General features: G+C 59.8%; 21 protein-coding genes. 6 read left to right on the top strand and 15 right to left on the bottom strand.

Translation table 11 applies throughout. From position 1 onward, the window contains the following. Positions 1-93: 93 nt before the first annotated feature. From ACFQZG_RS06670 to ACFQZG_RS06660, 3 genes are all read right to left on the bottom strand, one after another. The gene (locus ACFQZG_RS06670; RefSeq protein ID WP_378150779.1) at positions 94-969 is read right to left on the bottom strand and encodes an ROK family protein; all 876 of its coding nucleotides are present in this window, start codon (positions 967-969) and stop codon (positions 94-96) included. A 90-nt stretch (positions 970-1,059) separates the two neighbouring features. After that, the gene (locus ACFQZG_RS06665; protein WP_378150778.1) at positions 1,060-1,902 is read right to left on the bottom strand and encodes an alpha/beta hydrolase family protein; all 843 of its coding nucleotides are present in this window, start codon (positions 1,900-1,902) and stop codon (positions 1,060-1,062) included. Positions 1,903-1,920: 18 nt separating this feature from the next. Beyond that, complete coding sequence (locus ACFQZG_RS06660) at positions 1,921-3,192, bottom strand: M48 family metallopeptidase (RefSeq protein WP_378150777.1); 1,272 nt, start codon at positions 3,190-3,192, stop codon at positions 1,921-1,923. 114 nt (positions 3,193-3,306) lie between these two features. Between ACFQZG_RS06660 and ACFQZG_RS06655 the strand changes: the two genes are divergently transcribed. Next, the gene (locus tag ACFQZG_RS06655; protein ID WP_378151593.1) at positions 3,307-4,263 is read left to right on the top strand and encodes an ATP-binding protein; all 957 of its coding nucleotides are present in this window, start codon (positions 3,307-3,309) and stop codon (positions 4,261-4,263) included. Positions 4,264-4,280: 17 nt separating this feature from the next. Then, a complete protein-coding gene (locus ACFQZG_RS06650; RefSeq protein ID WP_378150776.1) occupies positions 4,281-5,153 on the top strand; it encodes a tetratricopeptide repeat protein in 873 nt (290 codons plus the stop codon). A gap of 384 nt (positions 5,154-5,537) precedes the next feature. On the opposite strand, the gene ACFQZG_RS06645 is transcribed toward ACFQZG_RS06650, so the two are convergent. Further along, the gene (locus tag ACFQZG_RS06645) at positions 5,538-6,227 is read right to left on the bottom strand and encodes a hypothetical protein (protein WP_378150775.1); all 690 of its coding nucleotides are present in this window, start codon (positions 6,225-6,227) and stop codon (positions 5,538-5,540) included. Between the two features lie 169 nt (positions 6,228-6,396). Here ACFQZG_RS06645 and ACFQZG_RS06640 point away from each other — a divergent pair, with 169 nt between their 5' ends. Continuing rightward, the gene (locus ACFQZG_RS06640; RefSeq protein ID WP_378150774.1) at positions 6,397-7,494 is read left to right on the top strand and encodes a ParB/RepB/Spo0J family partition protein; all 1,098 of its coding nucleotides are present in this window, start codon (positions 6,397-6,399) and stop codon (positions 7,492-7,494) included. Positions 7,495-7,648: 154 nt separating this feature from the next. Beyond that, positions 7,649-8,143 carry a pyridoxamine 5'-phosphate oxidase family protein gene (locus tag ACFQZG_RS06635; protein WP_378150773.1) on the top strand — a complete coding sequence of 165 codons (495 nt, stop codon included), beginning with the start codon at positions 7,649-7,651 and terminating at the stop codon, positions 8,141-8,143. A gap of 52 nt (positions 8,144-8,195) precedes the next feature. On the opposite strand, the gene ACFQZG_RS06630 is transcribed toward ACFQZG_RS06635, so the two are convergent. From ACFQZG_RS06630 to ACFQZG_RS06610, 5 genes are all read right to left on the bottom strand, one after another. Then, on the bottom strand, positions 8,196-8,960 hold the full coding sequence (locus tag ACFQZG_RS06630; RefSeq protein ID WP_378150772.1) for a class I SAM-dependent methyltransferase: 765 nt from the start codon (positions 8,958-8,960) through the stop codon (positions 8,196-8,198). 7 nt (positions 8,961-8,967) lie between these two features. Continuing rightward, on the bottom strand, positions 8,968-10,251 hold the full coding sequence (serS, locus tag ACFQZG_RS06625; protein WP_378150771.1) for a serine--tRNA ligase: 1,284 nt from the start codon (positions 10,249-10,251) through the stop codon (positions 8,968-8,970). Between the two features lie 17 nt (positions 10,252-10,268). Continuing rightward, a complete protein-coding gene (gene serC, locus ACFQZG_RS06620; protein ID WP_378150770.1) occupies positions 10,269-11,363 on the bottom strand; it encodes a 3-phosphoserine/phosphohydroxythreonine transaminase in 1,095 nt (364 codons plus the stop codon). A gap of 277 nt (positions 11,364-11,640) precedes the next feature. Continuing rightward, on the bottom strand, positions 11,641-12,606 hold the full coding sequence (locus ACFQZG_RS06615) for an aldo/keto reductase (protein ID WP_378150769.1): 966 nt from the start codon (positions 12,604-12,606) through the stop codon (positions 11,641-11,643). Positions 12,607-12,642: 36 nt separating this feature from the next. After that, the gene (locus tag ACFQZG_RS06610; protein WP_378150768.1) at positions 12,643-13,635 is read right to left on the bottom strand and encodes a Gfo/Idh/MocA family protein; all 993 of its coding nucleotides are present in this window, start codon (positions 13,633-13,635) and stop codon (positions 12,643-12,645) included. A 120-nt stretch (positions 13,636-13,755) separates the two neighbouring features. Between ACFQZG_RS06610 and ACFQZG_RS06605 the strand changes: the two genes are divergently transcribed. Together ACFQZG_RS06605 and ACFQZG_RS06600 are read left to right on the top strand one after the other, a co-directional pair. Further along, positions 13,756-14,595 (top strand): helix-turn-helix transcriptional regulator, encoded by an 840-nt coding sequence (locus ACFQZG_RS06605; RefSeq protein ID WP_378150767.1) that lies wholly within the window; start codon positions 13,756-13,758, stop codon positions 14,593-14,595. A 185-nt stretch (positions 14,596-14,780) separates the two neighbouring features. After that, on the top strand, positions 14,781-15,158 hold the full coding sequence (locus tag ACFQZG_RS06600; RefSeq protein ID WP_378150766.1) for a VOC family protein: 378 nt from the start codon (positions 14,781-14,783) through the stop codon (positions 15,156-15,158). 35 nt (positions 15,159-15,193) lie between these two features. Here ACFQZG_RS06600 and ACFQZG_RS06595 read toward each other — a convergent pair whose 3' ends face one another. From ACFQZG_RS06595 to ACFQZG_RS06570, 6 genes are all read right to left on the bottom strand, one after another. Then, the gene (locus ACFQZG_RS06595; protein ID WP_378150765.1) at positions 15,194-15,496 is read right to left on the bottom strand and encodes a helix-turn-helix domain-containing protein; all 303 of its coding nucleotides are present in this window, start codon (positions 15,494-15,496) and stop codon (positions 15,194-15,196) included. Beyond that, the gene (locus ACFQZG_RS06590; protein ID WP_378150764.1) at positions 15,486-15,740 is read right to left on the bottom strand and encodes a type II toxin-antitoxin system RelE/ParE family toxin; all 255 of its coding nucleotides are present in this window, start codon (positions 15,738-15,740) and stop codon (positions 15,486-15,488) included. The genes ACFQZG_RS06595 and ACFQZG_RS06590 overlap by 11 nt, the downstream gene beginning before the upstream one ends. A gap of 191 nt (positions 15,741-15,931) precedes the next feature. After that, positions 15,932-16,222 (bottom strand): hypothetical protein, encoded by a 291-nt coding sequence (locus ACFQZG_RS06585; protein ID WP_378150763.1) that lies wholly within the window; start codon positions 16,220-16,222, stop codon positions 15,932-15,934. Between the two features lie 654 nt (positions 16,223-16,876). After that, a complete protein-coding gene (locus ACFQZG_RS06580) occupies positions 16,877-19,927 on the bottom strand; it encodes an alpha-mannosidase (protein ID WP_378150762.1) in 3,051 nt (1,016 codons plus the stop codon). A gap of 35 nt (positions 19,928-19,962) precedes the next feature. Beyond that, positions 19,963-20,787, bottom strand: coding sequence for a carbohydrate ABC transporter permease (locus ACFQZG_RS06575; protein WP_378150761.1), 825 nt, complete (start codon positions 20,785-20,787; stop codon positions 19,963-19,965). Between the two features lie 5 nt (positions 20,788-20,792). Beyond that, complete coding sequence (locus ACFQZG_RS06570) at positions 20,793-21,677, bottom strand: carbohydrate ABC transporter permease (RefSeq protein WP_378150760.1); 885 nt, start codon at positions 21,675-21,677, stop codon at positions 20,793-20,795. Positions 21,678-21,710 lie beyond the last annotated feature (33 nt).

The raw sequence follows: 21,710 nt of genomic DNA, 5'->3' as shown, positions 1-21,710 counted from the left end.
TATGAAACATCTATTTAAGGATTATTTTCGAGTACGATTACGCAGGTAGGTTACATCTAATTCTTAGCATATTTGAATATTGAGCGATTCGCATTACCCCCGCAAAGCCCGCAAGCCGAGCGCGAGCGAGCCGCACAAGCCGGCGTTGTCGCCGAGACCCGGCGGGACGATGTACTCTTCGATGCCTTCCGCCACGGCAGAAGCGCTGACGTAGCCGTTCAAGTTCTTGCGCACCTGCTCGCGAATGAGCGGGAACAGCTGCATCTGATGCATGACGCCGCCGCCGAGAATAACCTTCTTCGGCGAGACGAGCAGAATCGCCGAGGCGACCGCTTGTCCGATGTAATAAGCCTCGATCTTCCACGCTTCATGGTCGACCGGGAGCTCGTGCGCCTTAACGCCCCAGCGCGCTTGGATGGCCGGACCGGCCGCGACGCCTTCGAGGCAGTTGCCGTGGTACGGGCATACGCCCTCGAACGTATCCCCCGGATACAGACGCGTCAATACGTGACCGCCTTCCGGGTGAACGAGGCCATGCGCCAGCTTGCCCTCGAGGTATACGCCGACGCCGACGCCGGTGCCGATCGTGTAATACAAGCAGCTGTCCAGTCCTTTGGCCGCGCCCCACGTCGCTTCTCCGAGCGCAGCCGCGTTCACGTCCGTGTCCCAGCCGAACGGCACGTCGAACGCCTTCCTAAGCTCCGGCAGAACCGGATAGTTGCCCCAGCCCGGCTTCGGCGTCGTCGTGACGTAGCCGTACTCCGGACTTGCGACGTCTATGTTAATCGGGCCGAAAGAGCCGATCCCGATCGCCGATACGTTCTTGTCCTTGAAATATGCGACGACTTGGCCGAGCGTCTTCTCCGGCTGCTCGGTCGGGAAGCTTACCCGATCCAGCACTTCTCCCGATTCGTTGCCGATGCCGCAGACGAATTTCGTTCCGCCCGCTTCTACTGCTCCGATGAACACGATGATTCCCTCCAATGATTGCGGATGCATCCCCCTACACAGTGTACCGTCCGGAGCCGGGTAACGCTAGCTTTTTTGCCAAATAAACCGTTAAAGCCGTTCCCGAACCCACCTCAGCACGACGTCGGCCGTCAACGTCAAATTCGACAGTCCGAGCGCGTTCACGAACGGCGGCTGATCCCGAAAATAATCCGCGTGTCCCCCGATTATGCGAAGACCGCTCGCGTGAGTCGGCGCGTGCTTGTCCATGCGCCAGCGCGGCAGCCGCCATCTCCCGGCTTGCCAGCCGCCGAACGAGCCGAGCCGCGTAATCGGGTCGGACAGCCGTACCGACATCCATTTCGTATCCGATACCGGCGCCTTCGCGGCGTATACGTACAGCACCGAATCTCGCAACGGTTCCGGGATGCGGCAGCGCGGGGATCCGATCATGACGACGAGCGGCGGCTTGCCTCCATCTCGCGCCTGAATGAGCCTCGCCGCGTGAACGGCCGCGATGCCGCCGGCGCTATGGCCGACGATGACCATGCGGGCGCCGGCAACTCGGCCGAACGCGCGCCGTTTGTCGTCGATGGCGGCAACCAGCCGGTTCCCGCCGAGCGAGCCGTCGAGCCAGCCGCCGCGCAAGCGCAAATCCCGGCCGACCTCGCGGAGCTGGCCGAAGAGCGAGCGCTCCCGGTCGCCGTACGGGTACAGCAGCGACGAGCGCACCGACGCGCCGCCGTCCGACAAGGCGCGATGCATCGCCTGGCGCAGCCGCTCCATGAACAGCGGGGACGTCTTCACTCCCGCGGGCAAGTAGAGCTCGACCGCGAGGCGTCCGGTATCGCCGAACTCTCCGTCGTCCCAACCGCCTCGCCGCTCCTTATCGTCACTATCCCTTTGGGTCAGGAGGCCGTTACTCGCTCCCGATTCCGTATCGATATGATGCATCGCTCACCCTACCTCCGCTTACTTATGTAACCGCTCGAACGCGAGCGCTTCGACGATTCGCTCCATATCGCTCGGATGGGTGCTGCGGAACCATTTCACCAATAGCGGCGGATTCAAGTCGCTCAGCGAGACGACCGCCATCGTCTGGTTCATCGTAACCGAGCCTTCCGCGCTTCCGATCAGCTCGAGCGCGTACGCATCCGCCGACGACTCCGCGTTCCGCGATACGGCGTTCGATACCGGCAGCGTCGCGAACGAGATGACCGACATCAGCAGCAGCGCGAGCGGCAACGCCGCCATATCGGACGGCCCGCGAATCCCCCATGCCGTCCCGCGTCTTCGCGCGATCCGGGCATACAGCCAACCGCCCCCGCCCAGCATGACGAACGAGGCGCCTACCGCGCCGATCGCGCTCCATTCTAGATGATGTTTCACGTAATGACCCATCTCGTGCGCCATGATGAGCAGAATTTCCCGTTCGTTCAGTTTATTCAGCGTCGTATCCCACAATACGATGCGAAGCGACGATCCGAGACCGCTGACATAGGCGTTAAGCGAGTTCGTCTTGGACGACATGTCGACCTCGTACACGCGGTCCGCCGGAATGTCCGCCCGATCCGCGAGCTCGAGAATCCGCTGTTCGAGCGCAGGGTCCTTCAGACGGTAATAATCGTTGTAGAGCGGGTCGATGATGACCGGCTGGATGTACATCATGAACGCGGTAAAAGGAATCGATAGCAGCCACAGCTTCAGCCACCATCGTCTCCCTCGGGATATGATCCAGAACGCGACCGCGGATACGACTAGAAGCGTCGCGTACCCGATGCCGAAATCGACCAGCTTGTCGCGTATCCATCCGGACACAGGCTGCGTCGAGATGCCATAGCTTTTGGACAGCGAATAGCCGATGATCCGAATCGGCAAGTAAAGCACGAAAGCCGCGGCGTCCACCAGCAGGACGAACAGCGGGAACCTTACGATCATCGGGAGTCTCCGCCGCTCCAGCCCGTCGCGCCAGTAGCGCGCCAGACCGCCGGCAAGCAGCGCGAAGTAGATGAACCACTCCCAAGGCCCGCTCGCGAAGAATAACCAGTACCGCCAAGCGTTCAACGTCCGGCTGTCCCGCAATTGCTCCGCCGTGAAGAAGGTCGCCGGATCCGCCGCCGTGCCTTCGTAAGCCGCGGGCACGTTGTTCGGCGAAGTGTACCAGGCGTAAACCGCCATCGCGGCGGCGTAGAAGATGAATAGGAGTAACGATTTTCCAAGCACCGAACGGGTCCGCCATGCCATGTCCGTCTTCCCCATCCTTTTCCATAATATCCGTTCTTTACGATACCAAGCCCTACCCCTTATTATGAAGATATTTGGCAAACTTTTCACGCGAACGGATTCGAGAGAGGAGCGATCGCCTTGTCAGACGATCAGAAGAACAAATTCCGCCCGAAATTGAAAGTCATCTCTTTCGATAAAGAGAAGCAATCGCTCATCGAGACGGAGCAGCCGGGTATTACGTTCGCCGACGTCGGCGGAATGGAAGAGGTCAAGCAGGACATCCGGATGAACTTCATCCTTCCGCTGCAGCAGCCCGACATGTTCGAAGCGTTCGGCATTCGCGCGGGAGGCAGCCTGCTCCTCTACGGACCGCCCGGCTGCGGCAAGACGTTCCTCGCCCGCGCGGTCGCCGGCGAGATCAACGCCAACTTCCTTCATCTCGAGCTGCAAGCGATTCTGTCGATGTATATCGGAGAAAGCGAGCATAACCTGCACGACCTGTTCGAGAAGGCGCGGACCGAGAAGCCTTGCGTCTTGTTCATCGACGAACTCGACGCGCTCGGCGGCAGCCGCCACCAAATGCGCCAGCACCATGAGCGGATGCTCGTCAATCAGTTGCTCATCGAACTGGACGGGCTGCATTCCTTCAACCATGAGGTGTTCGTGATCGGAGCTACCAATACGCCTTGGTACTTGGATGCGGCGTTGCGCCGCCCCGGACGCTTCAACCGGCTCGTCTTCGTCTCGCCGCCCGAAGCTTCCGAACGCGAGGCGATTCTAGGGTTGAAGCTGGCGGGCAAGCCGCAGGAGAGAATCGATACGCGCAAGCTCGCGGATCAGACGGCGCACTTCTCCGGCGCGGACTTGAACCAGCTCGTCGAGGAAGCCGCTCAATCGGCGCTTCGCCGCTCGCTGCTGGCGGGCAGCATTCAGCCGATTACGGGCGACGACTTATCGTCCTGCTTGAAGAAGCGCAAGGCATCTACGTTGGAGTGGTTCCAAACCGCTAAAAACTATGCGACGTTCAGCGACTCCAACCAAACGTACCAAGTCGTGCTCGACTATATGAAAGAACACCGGCTGCGCTGACGGGAGGCCACGCACGTATGGAACGGTTACAACTTCGAAGCTCGTATTTGAGCAGAATTCATAAGCTTATTCAATGGAGCCGATACAAAGAAGCTTTGGCCGAAGCGGAGGAGTGGGTGCGCGAAGCGCCGGAGGACGACGAAGCGATCGCTTGGCTCGCTTACGTCCACCGGTTCACGGATGCCGACAAGGCGCTGCATTGGAGCGGCGAGGCGATTCGGCGCAATCCGGAATGCGAGACCGCTTGGCAGGTAAGATTGTTCGTCGCCTACGAACGCGAAGATTGGAAGTCGTTCGACCAGGTGTCGGAAGAGATGCTGCGGATGTTTCCCGAAGAAGCTTACATTTACCGCCTGAAGGCGCAACGCGAGCTTGGACGCAAGAAGGTCGCCGAAGCGCGGGGGCTGCTGGAGCAAGCGATCTCGCTCGAGCACTCGTCCAACAACTTCGCGGTATACGCGTATGCGCTCGCGCTGAGCGGCAACGACGACGCCTCTCGCGACGCGGCCGCGACCGCCTTGCGGATCGACCCGGAGGACGTGCAAACGTTGCTGTATACGGGTTGGGCCGCCGATCACAGGAGCGATTACGAGCATGCGCTCGAGCGGCTCGGCGCCGCGGTGCGGCAGAATCCCGACAACGCGCAAGCCCGCGAGGAGTATTTGAACATTCTTCAGAAGTCGTATTGGTTCTACCGAGTCCTGCTGGCGCCGAGATTCCTGACGAGAATGAAGCCGTGGCAAATATTTTTCATCTGGGTCGTCTGCTGGATTCTGCTCAAGCCGCTGATCGTCTTGTTCATCGTGCTGTACATCGCGTCGTACTGGATCAGCAAATGGCTCGTCCATCTGAAAATATTCGGCTTCCGCCGGGCCCCGCGCCGCAAGTGAGTGCGGCTTGGCACAAGCAGTCGAGCTACGTGGAACAAGTGAACAGATGAGGTGGCGCATACAAGCTCCGTGCCACCCCGCGGCTCATTGTGTACGGTTTTTCAGACATATTTTTGAACTTCGTCCATACGGCGCTTAATGTGTTCGGTTATTCAGTTACATTTTCGAATTTCGTCCAAACGGTGCTTATTGTGTTCGGTTATTCAGTTACATTTTCGAATTTCGTCCTTGCGGCGCTTATTGTGTTCGGTTTTTCAGTTACATTCTTGAATTTCGTCCTTGCGAACGCACCGCCGGGCCCCGCGCCGCAAGTGAGCGGTCGGCATCGCGCAAACAGGCTCCTTCGCCGCGGCGAAGGAGCCTGTTCCGTTGTTGCCGGCGTTATTACTGCGCCTGCCCTTGATCCCGTGCCGGCGGATTGCCGTCCATGCCGCGTCCGCCGCCTCCGCCGAAGCCGGCTCCGCCGCCGAAACCGCCCATGCCGATCGTAATCGTCGCGGCTTCCTGCGTGCCGTCCGTCAGGGCGATGTTCACGATATCGTCCGCCTTGAGGTCGGCGATCGTGAGCTCGGTCTCCTTCATCTCGTTATCGACGAATTCGCGCTTCACGATCTTCGTGGCGTCGGTGAGCGTGATATCGACGGTCTCGTCGGTGAACATGTTCTCGAAGCTCATCCCGCGGCCGCCGCCCGGTTGTCCGTCCTGCGGCGCTTGACCGCCGTCTTGCTGCTGCCCGTCCCCGGACGGCCGATCGCCGCGCATGCCGCCTCCGCCGCCTTGGCCACCTTGGCCGCGGCCCCCCATTGCGCCGGGCTGGAACGAAGATTTGTAGACGGTTAACGTGTTGCCGTCCAAGCTCTTCACCTTGCCGATCAGGTCGGCGACCATGCGGTTCATCATGCCCTGTTCGCCGCCTTGCGCCGCCCCATTGCCTAACTGCTCCTGCTGCTGCGCGACCCCCGCGTTCGCCTCCGCTCCCGTCGCATTGTCCGCGTCCTTCGAGCCGCAGCCAGCCAAGAGCGCAATCGACAGCGCGAGCGCGGTGCCGACGGCCAATCCCCTCGTACCTCTCATCCCAAGTCTCTCCTTCGATCGCAATCGCGTCTATACCCGAACTACGAACGCGCGGGAAGGAAAGTCGCGGGGGGGCAGCCATATTTTACATCCAAATCCGGTTCGGTCTGTTATATAATACCTATATTGTGTACATGCGCTTAACGACAAGCCGATTAGGAGAATCGACATGGATATTATCGAAATCGCGACCGCGCTCATCGACGAGGACAAGGACCAGCCGCGCTACCAGTTCGACGACGAGGCGCTTCAGGAGCTGATGAACAGTATCGGCGAGATCGGCCTGCTGTCCCCGATCAAGGTGCGCGCCGTCCCCGGCGGACGCTACAAAATCATCTACGGCAACCGCCGCTTCAAAGCATGCACCATGCTGAACCGACCGACCATTCCGTGCATCGTCTCGACGACGACGGACGAGCTCGAGATCTACTTCGAGCAGATCGCCGAGAACTTGACGCGTCAAGGGTTCTCCCCGATCGAGGAAGCCGAGGCCTTCCATAAGCTGCTTAACGATCCGCGGTTCAGCAGCTCGACCAAATATATATCCAGCAAGCTCGGCAAGCCTGAAGCTTACATCAAGAGCAAGCTCGAGCTGCTCAAGTTCAGCAACGCGGTCAAGAAGCTGATCGTATCCGGAACCGAGATCCGCAAGGACAAGCTGACCGAAGACCAGCTGATGCCGCTGAAGGATCTTCCGATGGAGCACCGCGATTCCCTCGCGCTCATCATGGCCCGCGACGAGATGCCCGTCACCGACGTGAAGAAGATCGCGAAGCTGTTCAAGGACAAGGACATTTCCGACAATACGAAGAGCAAGCTCCTGTTCAAATCCGGCTACGAGCTATTGGAGACTTGGGCGACGTTCGAGCATAACCGCAAGGAGCGAGAGAAGGCCGCGAAGCAGCGAGCCGAAGAGGAAGCCGCGGAAGCGGAGGAAGCTGCGGAGAAGGCCGTCAAGCAACCGGCCGCTCCGGCCGAGCAGCTAACGCTCGTTCCGGAACCGGAACCGGTGCCCGTCGCAGCCGCGACGCAGATCGCGCAGCCGCAACGGACGGCCTCCTTGCTCGGTTACCTCGAGCCGCTTCTCGCGTCGATTCCCGATGCGACGCCGTTGCCGCAGGAGCTCGTGCAGTCGATCGAGCGGCTGACGTCCGGCGAGACCGATCAACTGCTGGACGGCATTGATGCGCTCATCGTCTCGCTCGAGAAGCATATCGCGCAGTGGCGCGCCGTCGGCGATGCCGCCCGGAGCTACCAAGCCCAGTAATCGATAAGCACGCCTTACAACGGTCTCGCGTCCCTCGACGTCGAGACCGTTGTCGATTATCCGGGACATTCCCGCTGAATGAGATCTACGATTCCGGGTATATGTAAGTAGGACAACGAAGCATATACGCAATAGAATCGGAGGGGAATAACCAATGAATTCGAATAACGAACATCGGGAAGCGATCGCGAAGGTACGAGAGTTGGTCAAGGACATCGACACGGCGATGCTCACTACGGTGGCGGAAGAAGGCCTGCTCGCACGTCCGATGCAGACGCAAGAGATCGAGTCGGACGGCACCCTATGGTTTCTCACGAAAAAAGATACCGACAAATTCCACGAGCTGCTTCGGAACAAGCAGGTCAACGTGTCCTATGCCGGCAAGTCGTTCGTCTCCATCCGCGGCGAAGCCGAGCTCGTGGAGAGCGCGGACAAAGTGAAGGAATTCTGGAGTCCCGTCTATGAGAAGATGCTCGAAACTTCTTACGACGACCCGAATCTCGTTCTGATCAAAGTCCATGCGGAGGCTGCCGAATATTGGGACGTCGGCAATCCGTTCAAGACGGCCAAGTTCTTGTTCCGTCGTCTCCTGGGCCGGAATACGGAAGGAACGGAGCTGAACAAGACCGTGGAATTGGCCGCGGAGTAGCCGTTCAATGTAGAAAAGCCGCCGTAAGGCGGCTTTTCTGGTTATGATGGGCTTATAGCTCGCCCCAGAACACTTCGGTCTCGTAGTCGAAAGACACGAGGCCGTCGTCGTTTTTGGTACGGTCGAATATGGCCCGCAGCTCCGCCATCATCGGCTCGTGATTCGGATGCCCCTGCATTGGAACGTACGAGGAGGAGAGCAGCCTTCCGCTCAGCGCTTCGAAGTCGAGCAACTGCCCGCTCGGGAACCGCGCGACTCGCATGTCGTTCGGCGCGAAAAACTTCGCCAGCGCCTCTTCGGAAATGTTCTTATGCCCGACCTTCGCGTAATCGATGCCGAATGTATGCAGCAACTTATCGTACGCTTCGAGGAACGGCGTGCCGCTCGTGAGCCGCGTATTCCAGATGAGCGCGACGGTGCCTCCCGGCTTCAGAATGCGCTTGAACTCTTCTTTCGTCTTGTCGCGGTCGAACCAATGGAACGCTTGCGCGCATACGACGTGGGCGACGGCCCCGTCCGGCAGCAGCGTCGCCTCCGCCGTGCCAGGCACCGCGCGGAAGCCCGGCGAGCCGTCAAGTTCCGCCTTCGCCGCTTCCCGCATTGCTTCGTTCGGCTCGACGGCGTGCACGACGCTCCCCCGCCCGAGCAGCAGGCGCGTGAACTTGCCCGTGCCAGCGCCGACGTCGGCCACTTCCCCTCCCTTGCTTAATCCCACCCTATCGTACAAGTAGTCGATCGCTTCCTTCGGGTAGCTCGGCCGGTATTTGACGTACGTCTCCACCCGATCGGTAAATCTCTTCGTATTGTCTGTCGTCATCGTTGCTTCACCCTTCCGGTAGAAGTTCTTTTTTCCCCTGCATGTATGGCCTGAGCGCCTCGGGAATATACACGCTGCCGTCCTCGCGCTGATGGTTCTCCAGTAGCGGAATCAGGATGCGGGGCGAGGCGATCGCCGTGTTGTTCAGCATGTGGCAGTATTGCAGCTTGCCTTCCGCGTCCCGATAGCGGATGTTCGCCCGGCGCGCCTGGAAGTCCAACACGTTCGACGACGAATGCGTCTCCCCGTACGCCTCCCGGCTCGGCATCCAAGTCTCGATGTCGTACTGCTTGTAATTCTTCTGCGACATGTCGCCGACGCATACCGCCACGACCCGGTACGGGAGCTCGAGCAATTGCACGATAAGCTCGGCGTTGCGCGTGATTTCCTGCAGCAGCCGCTCCGACACGTCCGGATCGTTCTCGCACAGGACGACCTGCTCGACCTTCGAGAATTGGTGCACCCGGTACAGCCCGCGCACGTCGCGTCCCTGCGAGCCGACCTCCCTGCGGAAGCACGCCGAGATCGCCGCCATCCGGATCGGCTCTCGCACGTCGATAATCTCGTCTCCGTAATAGGCCGCCAAGCTCACCTCCGACGTCCCGACCAAGAACTTGTTCTCGTCCGAGAGCGCGTACGTCTGGTCCCGCCCCAGCGGAAAATACCCCGACCCTACCAGCGCGTCCTCCCTTACGAGCATCGGAACGTCCATCGGCGTGAAGCCGCCTTGCTCCAGCACGTCCATGGCCAGCTGTTGGACCGCTCGATGAAGATGGAAGCCAGCGCCCTTCAGCACGTAGTTCCTCGCTCCCGCGATCTTGACGCCGCGCGGAATATCGAACAAGCCGAGCCGCTCGCCTAGAGCGACATGGTCGCGCGGTTCGAACCCGAACTCAGGCCGTTCGCCGATTCGCCGGACTTCCACGTTATCGGCGTCCGAGCTTCCGTCCGGCGTATCCGGCGACACGCCGTTCGGCACGAGCGACATGAGCTCCGCATAGACGGCTTCCGTCTCCGCCTGCTGTTCCTCGAGCCTTCTCAACGTCTCGTTGTTCCACTTCACTTCGGCCTTCAGCCGCGCCGCCTCTTCGGCTTGCCCACCGGCGATCAGCTTGCCGATCCGCTCCGACGCGCGGTTCCGGCCGCCGCGAAGCTGTTCGATCTCCCCCATGAGGCCGCGACGGCGTTCGTCCAGCTCCAGCAGTCGGGGAATCGAAAGCTCGATGCCCTTGGCTTCCGCAGTCGTCTGCAATCGCTCCGCGTTGTCTCTAATATAACGAATATCCAGCATCTTGCGTTCACCTCCCGTTAACCGTTGCGCCGCTGGAACTCGCGCATGAATGCGGCGAGCGCCTCGCAAGCCGCGACCGGTACCGCGTTGTACGCCGACGCCCGCAGACCTCCGACGCTGCGATGCCCCGCCAAGCCCTCGAAGCCGCCGCGCCTCGCTTCCTCGAGGAACCGGTTCTCCAACGACTCGTCCGTCAACCGCCACGTGACGTTCATAAGCGACCGCGCGTCCGGCTCCGCGAAGCCCGCATAGAAGCCGCCGCTCCGGTCGATCGCCTCGTAGAGCATGCCCGTCCGCAATGCCGCGCGCCGCGCCATTTCCGCGACGCCGCCCTGGCGCTTCGTCCATTCCAGTACGAGCCTCGTCATATAGATCGCGTGCACCGGCGGCGTATTGTACAGCGAGTCGTTGCTCGCGAACGTCGCGTACTTGAAGATCGCCGGGATGCGGCGTTCCGCGCTTCGCTTCAGCAGATCGTCGCGGACGATGGCGACGGTGACGCCGGCCGGGCCGAGATTCTTCTGCGCGCCGGCGTAAACCATGCCAAGCTTCGTCCAATCGAGCTTGCGGCTCAGCAGCTCGCTTGTCATGTCCGCGATCAGCGGCGTCTCTCCTACGTAGGGTAACTCGCGGAACTGCGTGCCCTCGATCGTGTTGTTCGTCGTCAGGTGAACGTAAGCCGCATCGTCGTCGACTCCGGCTTGTAGGTCTCGGAGAGCCGGGAGCGTGCGCCATCCGTTTATTTTGCCGCTTGCGGGCACGTTCGTCCGACCGATTGTCCGCGCTTCCTCGTACGCCTTCTCCGAGAAGCTGCCCGACAGCACGTACTGTCCCGTCACGCCTTCCGCCAGGAAGTTCATCGGGACGAGAGCGAACTGCGCGCTGGCGCCTCCTCCCATGAACAGGATGCGATAGCCGCTAGGCAACTCGAGCAGCTCGGCCAGCAGCTCCTCCGTCTCCGCGATCATTCGCTCGACCGGCTTGCTCCGGTGCGACATCTCCATGAGCGACATGCCCGCGCCGCCGTACTCCGTCATCTCTTCCTTCGCCTGCTCCAATACTTCCAGCGGCAATGCCGCCGGTCCCGCGTTGAAATTGTACCTTCTCTCCATCGTTACCGCTTCCTCTCGCAACCTTGTAAGAACGCAAAAAACGCCCTTGTCCTGATTGGGACGAGGAGCGTTTGCTCGCGGTGCCACCCAACTTGACCGATCCGCGCGCGCGGACGGGTCCTCTTGGTTCCGCGGTAACGGGCGGATGCCGGTAAACTTAGGCCGCAGCCCTCTCGGGTCTGCGCTTGACGGGAACGCCTCGGAGTTGGATGCTCGTCATCGGCATAATGAGCGTATCGAATTGTTGAGGTTGATTATACGCCGATCGCGACCGAAGTCAAGAGGCAATCTCCGCCCCCGGCTTCAAGTCGAGCCAGTCCGCCTCGGCTTCCGTCACGCTGACTTCGAGCCCCGGCAAGCTGGACCGCAGCTCCGACGGATTCGCCGGCCCGATGATCGCGCACGTCGGATACCGTTGGCGCAGCACGTACGCGAGCGCGATATGGTTCGCGTCGCAGCCTTTGCGCTCGGCCAGCAGTCTCGCGCGGCGAAGCCGCTCCCAGTTGGCGTCGCTGTAATAGACGCGGACCGCTTCCTTGTCTTCGAGCCGGTCCGGCGCGAACCGCCCGGTGAAGAAGCCGCCGGCTTGCGACGACCACGACAGCAGCGGCAGCTGCGATTGCTCGTGCCAGGCGATATCCGCCGCGCCGGCCGACACGCAGCCTTCCCATCGCGGTTCGTTCGGCTTCGCCAGGCTGAGGTTCGGGCTATTGCAAGCGAAGCCGATCAACCCGTGCGCCGCCGCGTATTCGTTCGCTTCGGCGATGCGGGCAATGGTCCAGTTCGACGCGCCGAGCGCCCGGCATTGCTTCGCTTCGATGAGCGCGTTCAGCGATTCGAGGATATAGCCGACGGACTTGTTCGGGTCGTCGCGATGCAGCTTGTAGACGTCGAGGTGATCGGTTTGAAGCCGATCGAGCGACTCGTGCAAGTCTTGCTTCATCGCTTCGTAAGTCATGCGCGGGCCGAATTCGTTCGGGTGCGCGCCTTTGCCGATGAGGACGAGATCGGCGCGATTGCCGCGTTCTTGCATCCAACGTCCGAGCGCCTTCGCTCCGGACGCGCCGTACACGTGCGCCGTATCGATCGCGTTGCCGCCGACCGCCACGTAAGCGTCGAGCAAGTCGGCGGACTCGGTCATCCGATCCTCGCTCAGCATCATGGAGCCTTGAATGAGCTTGGATACCGGACGATCGATGCCCGCAATGCGAATCGAGGCCATTAATGGTTGCTGTTGCGTCATGAGATGAAGCCCCCTTAGCGTATGGTGGGTTAGATGTTAGAGCGTGATTCTTGATCTTGTTCGAGCAGATGCGAGGCAAGCGTCGAGCAGGCGCATGTTGCGCACGGCGTCTTCCGAGGAGAAGCGCGACGGCTCGCCTTTTACCGCGCGCGCGAAGTCGTCGACTTGCAGCGTGTACGTATTCTGAGCTGCCGGACGTTCCGTGCGGGTACCTTCGCGATTCGTCACCGTGAACGCCGCGTCTTCGCCGTTCGCGATGAAAGCGCTCGGTATTTCGATCCGGCCTTCCGTGCCGACGATCTCGAAGTTCTGGCGGAAGTTCGCCCACATGCCGCAATCGAACGCCAGCGCGATGCCGCCTTCGAACTCGACGAGTCCCGACGCCATCATGTCGACGTTGTCGTGCTCCGGCGAGAAGAGCGCATGAACGGTGACCGCTTCAGGCTCCTTGCCCATGAAGTAACGCGCCGCGCTCAGCGGATAACAGCCGACGTCGTACAGACCGCCGCCGCCCCAATCCGCTCGGTAGCGAATATTGTTCTTGTCCCCCGCGTTATTGAACGTGAACGCCCCGCGCAACGCCCGCAGCTCGCCGATCTCGCCGCCGGCGATCAATTGCTTGATCTGCTCCATGCGCGGATGGTACCGGTACATGAACGCCTCCGCGAGCACGACGCCGGCCTTGGCGCAGGCATCCGCCATCTCTTGCGCTTCCGCCGCGTTCAGCGCCAGCGGCTTCTCGCACAGCACGTGCTTGCCCGCTTCCGCGAAGCGGATCGTCCACTCCCGGTGCAAATGGTTCGGCAGCGGGATATAGACCGCGTCGACGTTCGGATCCGCGAGCAGCTCCTCGTAGCTTCCGTAAGCTTGTTCGACGCCGAACTTGTCGGCCGCCGCTCTGGCTTTATCGATACCACGGCTTGCCACCGCTTGTATAACCCCCGTATTCGAAGCCTTGATCGCGGGCATGACCGCGTTGAGCGCGATGCCGGCAGCGCCTACGATTCCCCATCTTAATTGTTCGGACATGCGCATCCACTTCCTTGTCTATATGAATATTGCTATTATAAAATCACGAGAATCTCCTGTATATGAAATCATTTTGAAGTCGATATCACGATATTGTCCTGATAGGAGCGCGACCCGCCGATGAGAATCCACTGCACTTTACCTACGATGGAGCCGAGTCCCTATCTCATTCTGCCGGAGTCCGTCGGACGTTACGCGGATATGCCGGACCATCACGCGCTTCGCGCGATCGACGCGCTGCCATTCTTCAATCTTCACGTCGTCGCGAGCGGCGAGGGTTACATCGAGGATAATGGCGAGCGCCGGTTGCTTCAGGCCGGAGACGCGTTCTTCTACTTCCCGAATCGGCCGCAGCTCTACTATTCCAGCCAAGACGATCCATGGGACGTGTACTGGTTGCATTGCTACGGCGCGCTTGTCCCCGAATGGCTGACGCAGCAAGGCTTCCTCGGATCTACCGTATGGTCGATTCATCGTCCGGAACGGCTGCTCGACAGCTTCGAGGCGCTGATCGCGGAGGCGGAGGGCAGCAAGTTGCTTCGCCCCTCCGTCCTCTCGACGTTGACATACGGCGTGCTCGCCGAGTTCATGGCCGAGGCGGTTCCTTATCGCACGAGAAGGTCCACCGCCGGTTCCGGCGACGCGATCGCCGCTCTGCTCCCCGCAATGCAAGACGCCGCTTGCGAACCGTTCTCGCTCGAGCGCTGGGCCTCGGAGGCGGGCGTCGGCGTCCACTACTTCTGCAAGCTGTTCCGCCGGACGATGCAGATGTCGCCGATGGACTTCGTGACGCTGTGCCGCATTCGCCGCGCCAAGCAACTGCTGCTCGAGCATCGGGAGCGGACCGTGCAGGAAGTCGCCGACGCCTGCGGCTATCCGAGCGCGAGCTACTTCATCAAGCGGTTCAAGGAGAAGGAAGGCGTGACCCCGGCGGCTTATCGGATGCTGCATGGGCGATGAACGGTAGGTGGAGGATGGGAAAGCAAACGAGGCAGTTGACGGTGATAAGAGATTTCGTTCCGAAATGTTAACGAAATATACGATCGTACGTAGATTTCCATCATTCTTAGAGGTAATATATAGTTATTCAATAGGTGAAACTTAGTTTCATACAATGAAACTATTATATGCTCGGAGGGATTCTCATGACATTCGCATACGATGGCATCGATCACGTTCAGCTCGCGGCCCCGCCGGGCTGCGAACCGGAAGCCCGCCGTTTCTTCGGCGGCATGCTCGGTTGGACCGAAATCCCGAAGCCCGAGCCGCTTCGCGGGCGCGGCGGCGTCTGGTTCGAATGCGGCGGCGCGCATCAAGTCCACATCGGCGTGCAGCGCGATTTCGTCCCCGCCGCGAAGGCGCATCCCGCCTTCCTCGTGCGCGACTTGGCCAGCCTGCGGGAGCACCTCCTTCGCGGCGGCGTCTCGATTCTGGACGATGACGCTCGCGCGGAAGAAGGCGTAACTCGCTTCTATGTTAGCGATCCGTTCGGCAATCGGTTGGAATTCATGGAGCTGCTTTAATTCAAGAAAAGAGAGCCCTACGGACTCTCTGAATGTCAATTGACTTGCGCGATGAATTGACTAGTGGCTGCCTCTTCATTGATTTCGTTCAATTGCATGTTCATCCCGAGCGCAATTGCGACTTTCATTAACGTATCCACCCTCGGTACTTGCGAACTCGTTTCAAGCCTTGCAACTTGGGCTTGCGTAAGTCCCGCTTTCTTGGCGACTTCATCTTGGGTCAGACCCAGGCTCTTCCTGCGTTTAACGATATCCGAAACCATTCGTGCAATTTGACGAATGGTTTCGGTCTCTAACGTATTCTCGTTTAGTTCTTCCATGAACTCATCATACTTCATTCGTATCCCTCCCTATTACAGGTTTCAATTGTTCATTATCGTGTCCGATTGTTCCAGTCATTCGTAATTGGATGGCTTTCCTGATTTGTTTAGGAGGCGTCTTCTGCGTTTCTTTTCGGAAGTAACTCAGCAGGATGAACTTCCCTTCCTTCGCTTGGAAAAACATCACTCTATGTTTATCCGGACGCAGCTCCCATATATCTTCGACAATATGCTTGGCAATTTCATCGGGAGCATACGTCAACCCCCTTATCTTTACGATGCTTTAACTCTCGAAGCCATTCCTTAAGTTCAGAATATCCATCTTCGTCTTCGTAGATTTCTATTTCATACACTTGTAAAAATGGCTCCTCCCGTTTCGTTTTATGCCGTTTTCGATATAAACTATATCATATTCAGCATAAAATGATCAAGAATAGTCTAGAACGAGGAGCCCTAGCTCCAGAGGCCGGCTATGATCGATAGCGTTAAGAGGGCGGCGATGAATACCGTCATCAGCGTCGATGGGATATGCTTGTACGATCCGAATAGAGGCCTGCCGAGCAACAAGTAAGCAGTGATTCCGCCGATCCCGCCAGCGGCCGATAACATCGCGCGCATTGGGTCACGTTCGCTCAGGAATCCGTCGTCCAGACTGAACATGAACACCACGAATGCATAGAAGCACCCTAACCCTACGGGTATACCAACTAAATAATAAATGACTTTCAGCAATAGACGTCCCATGCTCCATTGAGCTCCTTATCGGTTGTTGGCTCTATCATACGGTCGTCCCGCCGAACGCAATAGTTCCAACTATTCGTAGTACCTCCCGCTAGATATTGGCAACTTAGTTGTGGACACGGACGACGCTATTTCAGGCGAAAAGCACCATTTGGGGCTCTTTGCAGACACAGTGGCACTTATTTAGTTGAAGACCTCGCGACTCCCCGTCTTTGGAGTAATATAGCGACACTGATGTCCGCCAAATTCGCGATTTGACGATTAACCGCCGAATAAGGTCTCTACCGGCCAACCTCACGACTCGCAATAACCCGGCTTTCCCCGGCTACTGCGCTCGAAGTAACCTCGTAGCTCGCAATAACCCGACTTTCCCCGGCTACTGCGCTCAAAGTAACCTCGCGACTCGCAATAACCCGACTTTTCCGGGTTACTGCGCTCAAAGTAACCTCGCGCTCGCAATAACCCGGCTTTCCCGGGCTACTGCGCTCAAAGTAACCTCGCGACTCGCAATAGCCCGGCTTTCCCGGGCTACTGCGCTGAAAGTTACCTCACGACTCGCCAATAACCCTACTATCCCTGGCTATTGGAGCTACGAGGTTCAAATAAGCGCGTCAAGCCCGCCCCCGCGACGTTGCAGGGACGGGCTTGCTCAACAAATTATGACTTTCTCACAATCAACCTCACCGTCTTCACTTCGAACGGCGTGAACGACAACGCGACCGTGTTCGGCGCGCGGAGCGAAAGGTCGGCGATCGGCGCCGATTCCATCATGTCCGTCTCGCAGGCGAGCAAGATATCGACGCCTACCGCAATCTCGCATCGTGCGGATGCCCCTTTGGCTTCGTACGCTCTCAGGACAAGATCGCCGGAACCGTCTTCGGCGAGCTTCACGGCATCGACGATGACATTGCCGCGAGCGCTCTCGCACCGGATCAATTCGAACTCGCTCTCTAGCGGATTCGCGCCGGCCGCGACCACGACCGGGCAATTCAACTCGTAAGCCTCGCGAATGACCGGGTTGCTCGTGAAGCCTTCGTTCCAGACGTGCACCGCGTAGACGAACTCGTGCACGCCTTCGTCGGCGCGATCGTCCGGATACGTCGGCGAGCGCAGCAGCGTTAAGTTCATCGCCCCGTCGAGTACGTTCAACCCATACTTGCAATCGTTGAGCAGCGAGAAGCAGCGGTCTCCTTCGACGAGCGACGACCACTTATGCTGGTTCACCTCGAACCGGTCGGCGTCGTGCGGCCGGGAACGGTGCGTCGGACGCTTGGCGTAGCCGAATTGGATCTCGTGCAGCGCCTCGCGCGACCGAAGGCCGGTATCGAAGCCGACCTTCAGCAGCTTGTGCTTCTCCTTCCAATCGATGCGCGTCCTGAACTCGACTCTGCGGCTGCCCGCTTCGAGGCGAATATGCTGGACGAGATGCGACTCTCCGAGCTTCCGCTCGACGCGGATCGTCGCGAACAGCGCGTCTTGTTCGACGACGGTCATGCTCGCCGGCTCCGGCAACGCGATCCGCGAAGCCTCGTAACGCCGGTCGATCTCCCAAGCGTCGTAATTGGATGTCTGGTCCCGATACATCTGGAACCGATTGCCCGCGCCGTCCAGCCACTCGGTCCCCGTCTCCTTGTCGAACAGGCTGACGATCTCGCCGTATTCGTTAAACCGAACGGTCAGCAGCTCGTTCTCCAGCAACGTCGGCGTCGCATGCACCGCACCGCTCGGCGCCGTCCGCTCGCCCGATACCGCGAGCTCTGCGGCCGCGGCAACCTCAGCATTAGCCGCCGCGCCGACGCTTCCCGCGACCGAGTACCCCATCGGCGGCAACGTCACGCGCACCTGCTTCTCGCCCCCGCCAGCATCCGGAAGCGCCACGATCGCCGTCCGCTCCCACGGCAAGGAATTGAACAAGGTATATCTGTTGTCCGCTCCACCGCTACCGCCCCCAACCAACGCCCGCCGCGCCGCGTCCGCCAAGCCCGCGACCTCCGCCATCAGCAGCTCGTATTCCCGCTCCGCCTCGACGTGAACCCGCGTAATCGAAGTTCCCGGCAGGATGTCGTGGAACTGCAGCAGCAGCAACCGCCGCCACGCGTCATCCAACGCTTCCCTCGGATACGCCGCCAGCCCGCGAACCACCGCCGTCGCGCTCCATAGCTCCGCCTCGCGCAGCAGCAGCTCCGTCTTCCGGTTGCCCGTCTTCATCTTCGCTTGCGACGTCAGCGTTCCGCGGTGCGCCGGGTAATACAGCTCGCCGACATACCGGGCGTCCGGCATGCCGCGCGCGACTTGATCCTCGAAGTAATCGATCGGCGAGCTAATCTCCGTCCGAGGCACGCCTTCGAGATCCCGCATCCGGCGCAGCATCTCCAGGTCGTCGCGGTTCGCGCCGCCGCCGCCGTCGCCATAGCCGAACTGCACGAGGCGGGTCGAGATGCCTTCCTTCTGAACCCGCTCGTTCCATTGGAACATCGCGTACGACACGTCCGTCGGATTCGGGAACGGGCCGTAGTCGAGCAAGTGAACCGCCACCGACGAACCGTCGATGCCCTCCCACGAGAACGTATTGTAAGGGAACGGGTCGACGACGTTGTCGTAGGTTTGGAACATTTTCACCGAGGCGAAGTACTTGATCCCGCTCTTACGCATGATCTGCGGCAAGTTGCCCGAGTACCCGAACACGTCCGGCAGCCACAGCATCTCGTTGTCGACGCCGAACTCCTCGCGGAAGAAGCGTTTGCCATACAAGAATTGCCGGATCAAGCTCTCCCCGCTCGGAACGTTCGTGTCCGGTTCGACCCACATGCCGCCCTCGGGGATGATGCGTCCTTCCGCCACGTACTTCTTCATCCGCGCGTACAGCTCCGGATACAGCCGCTTCGCCATATCGAACAGATAGGGCTGGCTCTGCGTATACCGATACTCCGGATACTCCTCCAATAACGCGAGCTGATTGGACATCGTGCGCGCGATCTTGCGCTTCGTCTCCTCGATCGGCCACAGCCAGGCGATATCCAGATGCGATTGGCCCATCATGTACAGCTTCGGCGAAGTCGAGCCGTTCACGCACTCGAGCAACGGCGCGAGAATCTCCCTGCCCCGATGCGCAGCCCCCCTCGCATCAGACCAATCCAGCTCGTCGATCAACTTGCCGAAGCCGCGATCGATCTCGGACACCCGGAGCTCGCCCGGCGCCAAGCCGCAACGTAGTTGATACAGCGCCTTCAAGTCCACGAAGAACTGATACAGCTCCTCGTTCACGACGTGTACGGTCGCCCCGCGATACTCCGGCTGTCCGCCGCGATCATGTCCCGCATATGCCTCGGCGACAATTTCATACACGTCCCCCGCGACCGCCGAACGGCTCAACGTGATCCGATCATGCTGCAGATCGATTGCCCCCGCCAGCACCCCGTTCACGTACACCGTGCTCTCGGCCCCGAAGTCCGGCGCGATCGCGATCCGCTCGCCCGCCGCTTCCGGCGGAACGGCGAACGTCCCGCGGAACCAGCCGTACTGCCACTTCTCGCCCCACCGCGTCCCCGGCGGGATCGGCTCGCAAGCCCCCGCGATCGCTTCTTCGTAACTCATCCACTCGTTCGCCGCAACATATTGGAAGGCCGCCTGCCCGATCGGTGCATACAGAAGGCGATCTTTTTCTCGTAACCATTTGTCGATATGATACAGTCTCTCTCTGGCATGCATGTCGGTATCCTCCGCGTCTCCCGGCCTTGTTCGTGCTAGCCCTTGGTTGCTCCGGCCGTAAGCCCCTTGACGAGCGCCTTCTGGAAAATAATAAAGATGACGAGTACCGGCAACGTCGTGACGATGCCCGACGCGTTAAGCGGTCCCCATTGGATACCCGATCTCGTGATGAAATTGTTAATGCCCGCGGGCAGCGTCCGCATCGCGTCGTCGCTGACGAACGTCATCGAGATGAGCATCTCTTGCCACACGGTAATGCACACGGTCAACCCGACCGCTACGAGCCCGGACCTCGCGAGCGGCAACACCATTCGCATGAGGATGCCGAACGAGGAGCAGCCGTCGATCGTCGCCGCTTCGTCGATGTCTTTCGGAATGTTTTTGAAATACCCGGTCAACAACCAGATCGCCATCGGCGTCAGTATCGCGCAATACGTCAGAATGATGCTCGCGAACGAATTCAGCATGTCGAACTTGCCCCACATGATGTAGAGCGGAACGATGAGCGTCGTCAGCGGCATGACCTGGGCGAACAGAATCGTAACGAAATAAGCGATCTTGCCTCGGAACTGATAACGCGTCACGCTGTACGCCGCGAGGCTCGCCACCGCCAGCACGACGATCACGGTCGATGCGGCGATCACGATCGAGTTATAGAAGTAAGTCGGAATTTCCGAATTGCGGAACACGTTCTCGTAATGAGCCCAGCTGAACGTCTCCGGGAACAGCGTCGGCGGCGACGCGAAGATCTCGTCGCTCGGCTTCAGCGAAGTCGCGAGCAGCCAATATAACGGGAACAAGATGACGACGAAGATAACGAGCAGGACGAGCGCCTGGCTCCCGAATCTGATGCCTCTCATGGCTGTCACTCCTTAATGGACTTCAGCATCGAGCGCATGTAAGGCGAGCAGATGATGCCGATCAGCACGAGGCTGACGATCGCCATGGCGGAAGATTGGCCGAAGTCGAAAAATTCGAAAGCGAGACGGTACGTATAGATCGGCAGCGTCGACGTCGCGTCGAGCGGTCCGCCCTTGGTCGTGACCCAGATGAGGTCGAAGTAGTTGAGCGTCCAGATCGTCGTAATGACGCCCGTCGCGCCGATCATCGGCCGCAGGTGCGGCAGCTTGACGTAACGGAGAATGCCCCACCACCTTGCTCCGTCGATCTTGGCCGCCTCCACCTGATCGTTGGGGAGGTCTTGCAGTCCCGCCAGCAGCATGAGGAACCAGAACGGAAACGCCTTCCACGTGTTGACGAGAATGAGCGTCCATAGCGCGCGGTCTTCGGAGCCCAGCCAGGAGATGCCGTCGTTCGTCAGATGAAGGAACTTCAGCACTTCGTTGATGATGCCCGTGTCGGTCTGCAGCATCCAGCTCCACATGAGAGCGGTCACGACGCCCGGCAGCACCCACGGCAGCAGCAGAATCGAACGGAGAATGCCTTTGCTGCGGCGGCGTTCGTCCACGTACAAGGCGCACAGCAAGCCGATGACCATCTGGAGCGCGACGCCGGCCGCGGTCCAGATAATCGTCGTCGTCATGACCTTCGTGAACACGTCGTCCGTCAGCACGGACTTGAAGTTATCGAAGCCGTTCCACGGCTTATCCGGCCTGCTCAGCTGCCAGCGATGCACGCTGACGTACAGGTTGTAGAAGAGAGGATAAGCGAGCAGTCCGACGATAATGGCGATGGAAGGTAGCAGGTATAAGTAAGGCACGGATTTTCGGAAAAGCCGTTGTCGGATCATGGTCATGTCTCCCGGTTGTTCGATTGGCAAGGG

Origin of the sequence: Cohnella sp. GCM10027633 (assembly GCF_042675445.1) — a bacterium.
In the GTDB taxonomy this organism is placed as follows: domain Bacteria; phylum Bacillota; class Bacilli; order Paenibacillales; family Paenibacillaceae; genus Cohnella.
Note: the sequence above shows the minus strand (reverse complement) of the source record. Positions and strands in the feature narration are given on the sequence as shown.

Bases quoted from the DNA above. Each gene is read 5' to 3' on its own strand.
- ACFQZG_RS06665 (WP_378150778.1), bottom strand. From the start codon at position 1,902: ATGCATCATATCGATACGGAATCGGGAGCGAGTAACGGCCTCCTGACC.
- ACFQZG_RS06660 (WP_378150777.1), bottom strand. From the start codon at position 3,192: ATGGCATGGCGGACCCGTTCGGTGCTTGGAAAATCGTTACTCCTATTC.
- ACFQZG_RS06650 (WP_378150776.1), top strand. From the start codon at position 4,281: ATGGAACGGTTACAACTTCGAAGCTCGTATTTGAGCAGAATTCATAAG.
- ACFQZG_RS06645 (WP_378150775.1), bottom strand. From the start codon at position 6,227: ATGAGAGGTACGAGGGGATTGGCCGTCGGCACCGCGCTCGCGCTGTCG.
- ACFQZG_RS06640 (WP_378150774.1), top strand. From the start codon at position 6,397: ATGGATATTATCGAAATCGCGACCGCGCTCATCGACGAGGACAAGGAC.
- ACFQZG_RS06635 (WP_378150773.1), top strand. From the start codon at position 7,649: ATGAATTCGAATAACGAACATCGGGAAGCGATCGCGAAGGTACGAGAG.
- ACFQZG_RS06630 (WP_378150772.1), bottom strand. From the start codon at position 8,960: ATGACGACAGACAATACGAAGAGATTTACCGATCGGGTGGAGACGTAC.
- serS (WP_378150771.1), bottom strand. From the start codon at position 10,251: ATGCTGGATATTCGTTATATTAGAGACAACGCGGAGCGATTGCAGACG.
- serC (WP_378150770.1), bottom strand. From the start codon at position 11,363: ATGGAGAGAAGGTACAATTTCAACGCGGGACCGGCGGCATTGCCGCTG.
- ACFQZG_RS06615 (WP_378150769.1), bottom strand. From the start codon at position 12,606: ATGACGCAACAGCAACCATTAATGGCCTCGATTCGCATTGCGGGCATC.
- ACFQZG_RS06610 (WP_378150768.1), bottom strand. From the start codon at position 13,635: ATGTCCGAACAATTAAGATGGGGAATCGTAGGCGCTGCCGGCATCGCG.
- ACFQZG_RS06605 (WP_378150767.1), top strand. From the start codon at position 13,756: ATGAGAATCCACTGCACTTTACCTACGATGGAGCCGAGTCCCTATCTC.
- ACFQZG_RS06600 (WP_378150766.1), top strand. From the start codon at position 14,781: ATGACATTCGCATACGATGGCATCGATCACGTTCAGCTCGCGGCCCCG.
- ACFQZG_RS06595 (WP_378150765.1), bottom strand. From the start codon at position 15,496: ATGAAGTATGATGAGTTCATGGAAGAACTAAACGAGAATACGTTAGAG.
- ACFQZG_RS06585 (WP_378150763.1), bottom strand. From the start codon at position 16,222: ATGGGACGTCTATTGCTGAAAGTCATTTATTATTTAGTTGGTATACCC.
- ACFQZG_RS06580 (WP_378150762.1), bottom strand. From the start codon at position 19,927: ATGCATGCCAGAGAGAGACTGTATCATATCGACAAATGGTTACGAGAA.
- ACFQZG_RS06575 (WP_378150761.1), bottom strand. From the start codon at position 20,787: ATGAGAGGCATCAGATTCGGGAGCCAGGCGCTCGTCCTGCTCGTTATC.
- ACFQZG_RS06570 (WP_378150760.1), bottom strand. From the start codon at position 21,677: ATGATCCGACAACGGCTTTTCCGAAAATCCGTGCCTTACTTATACCTG.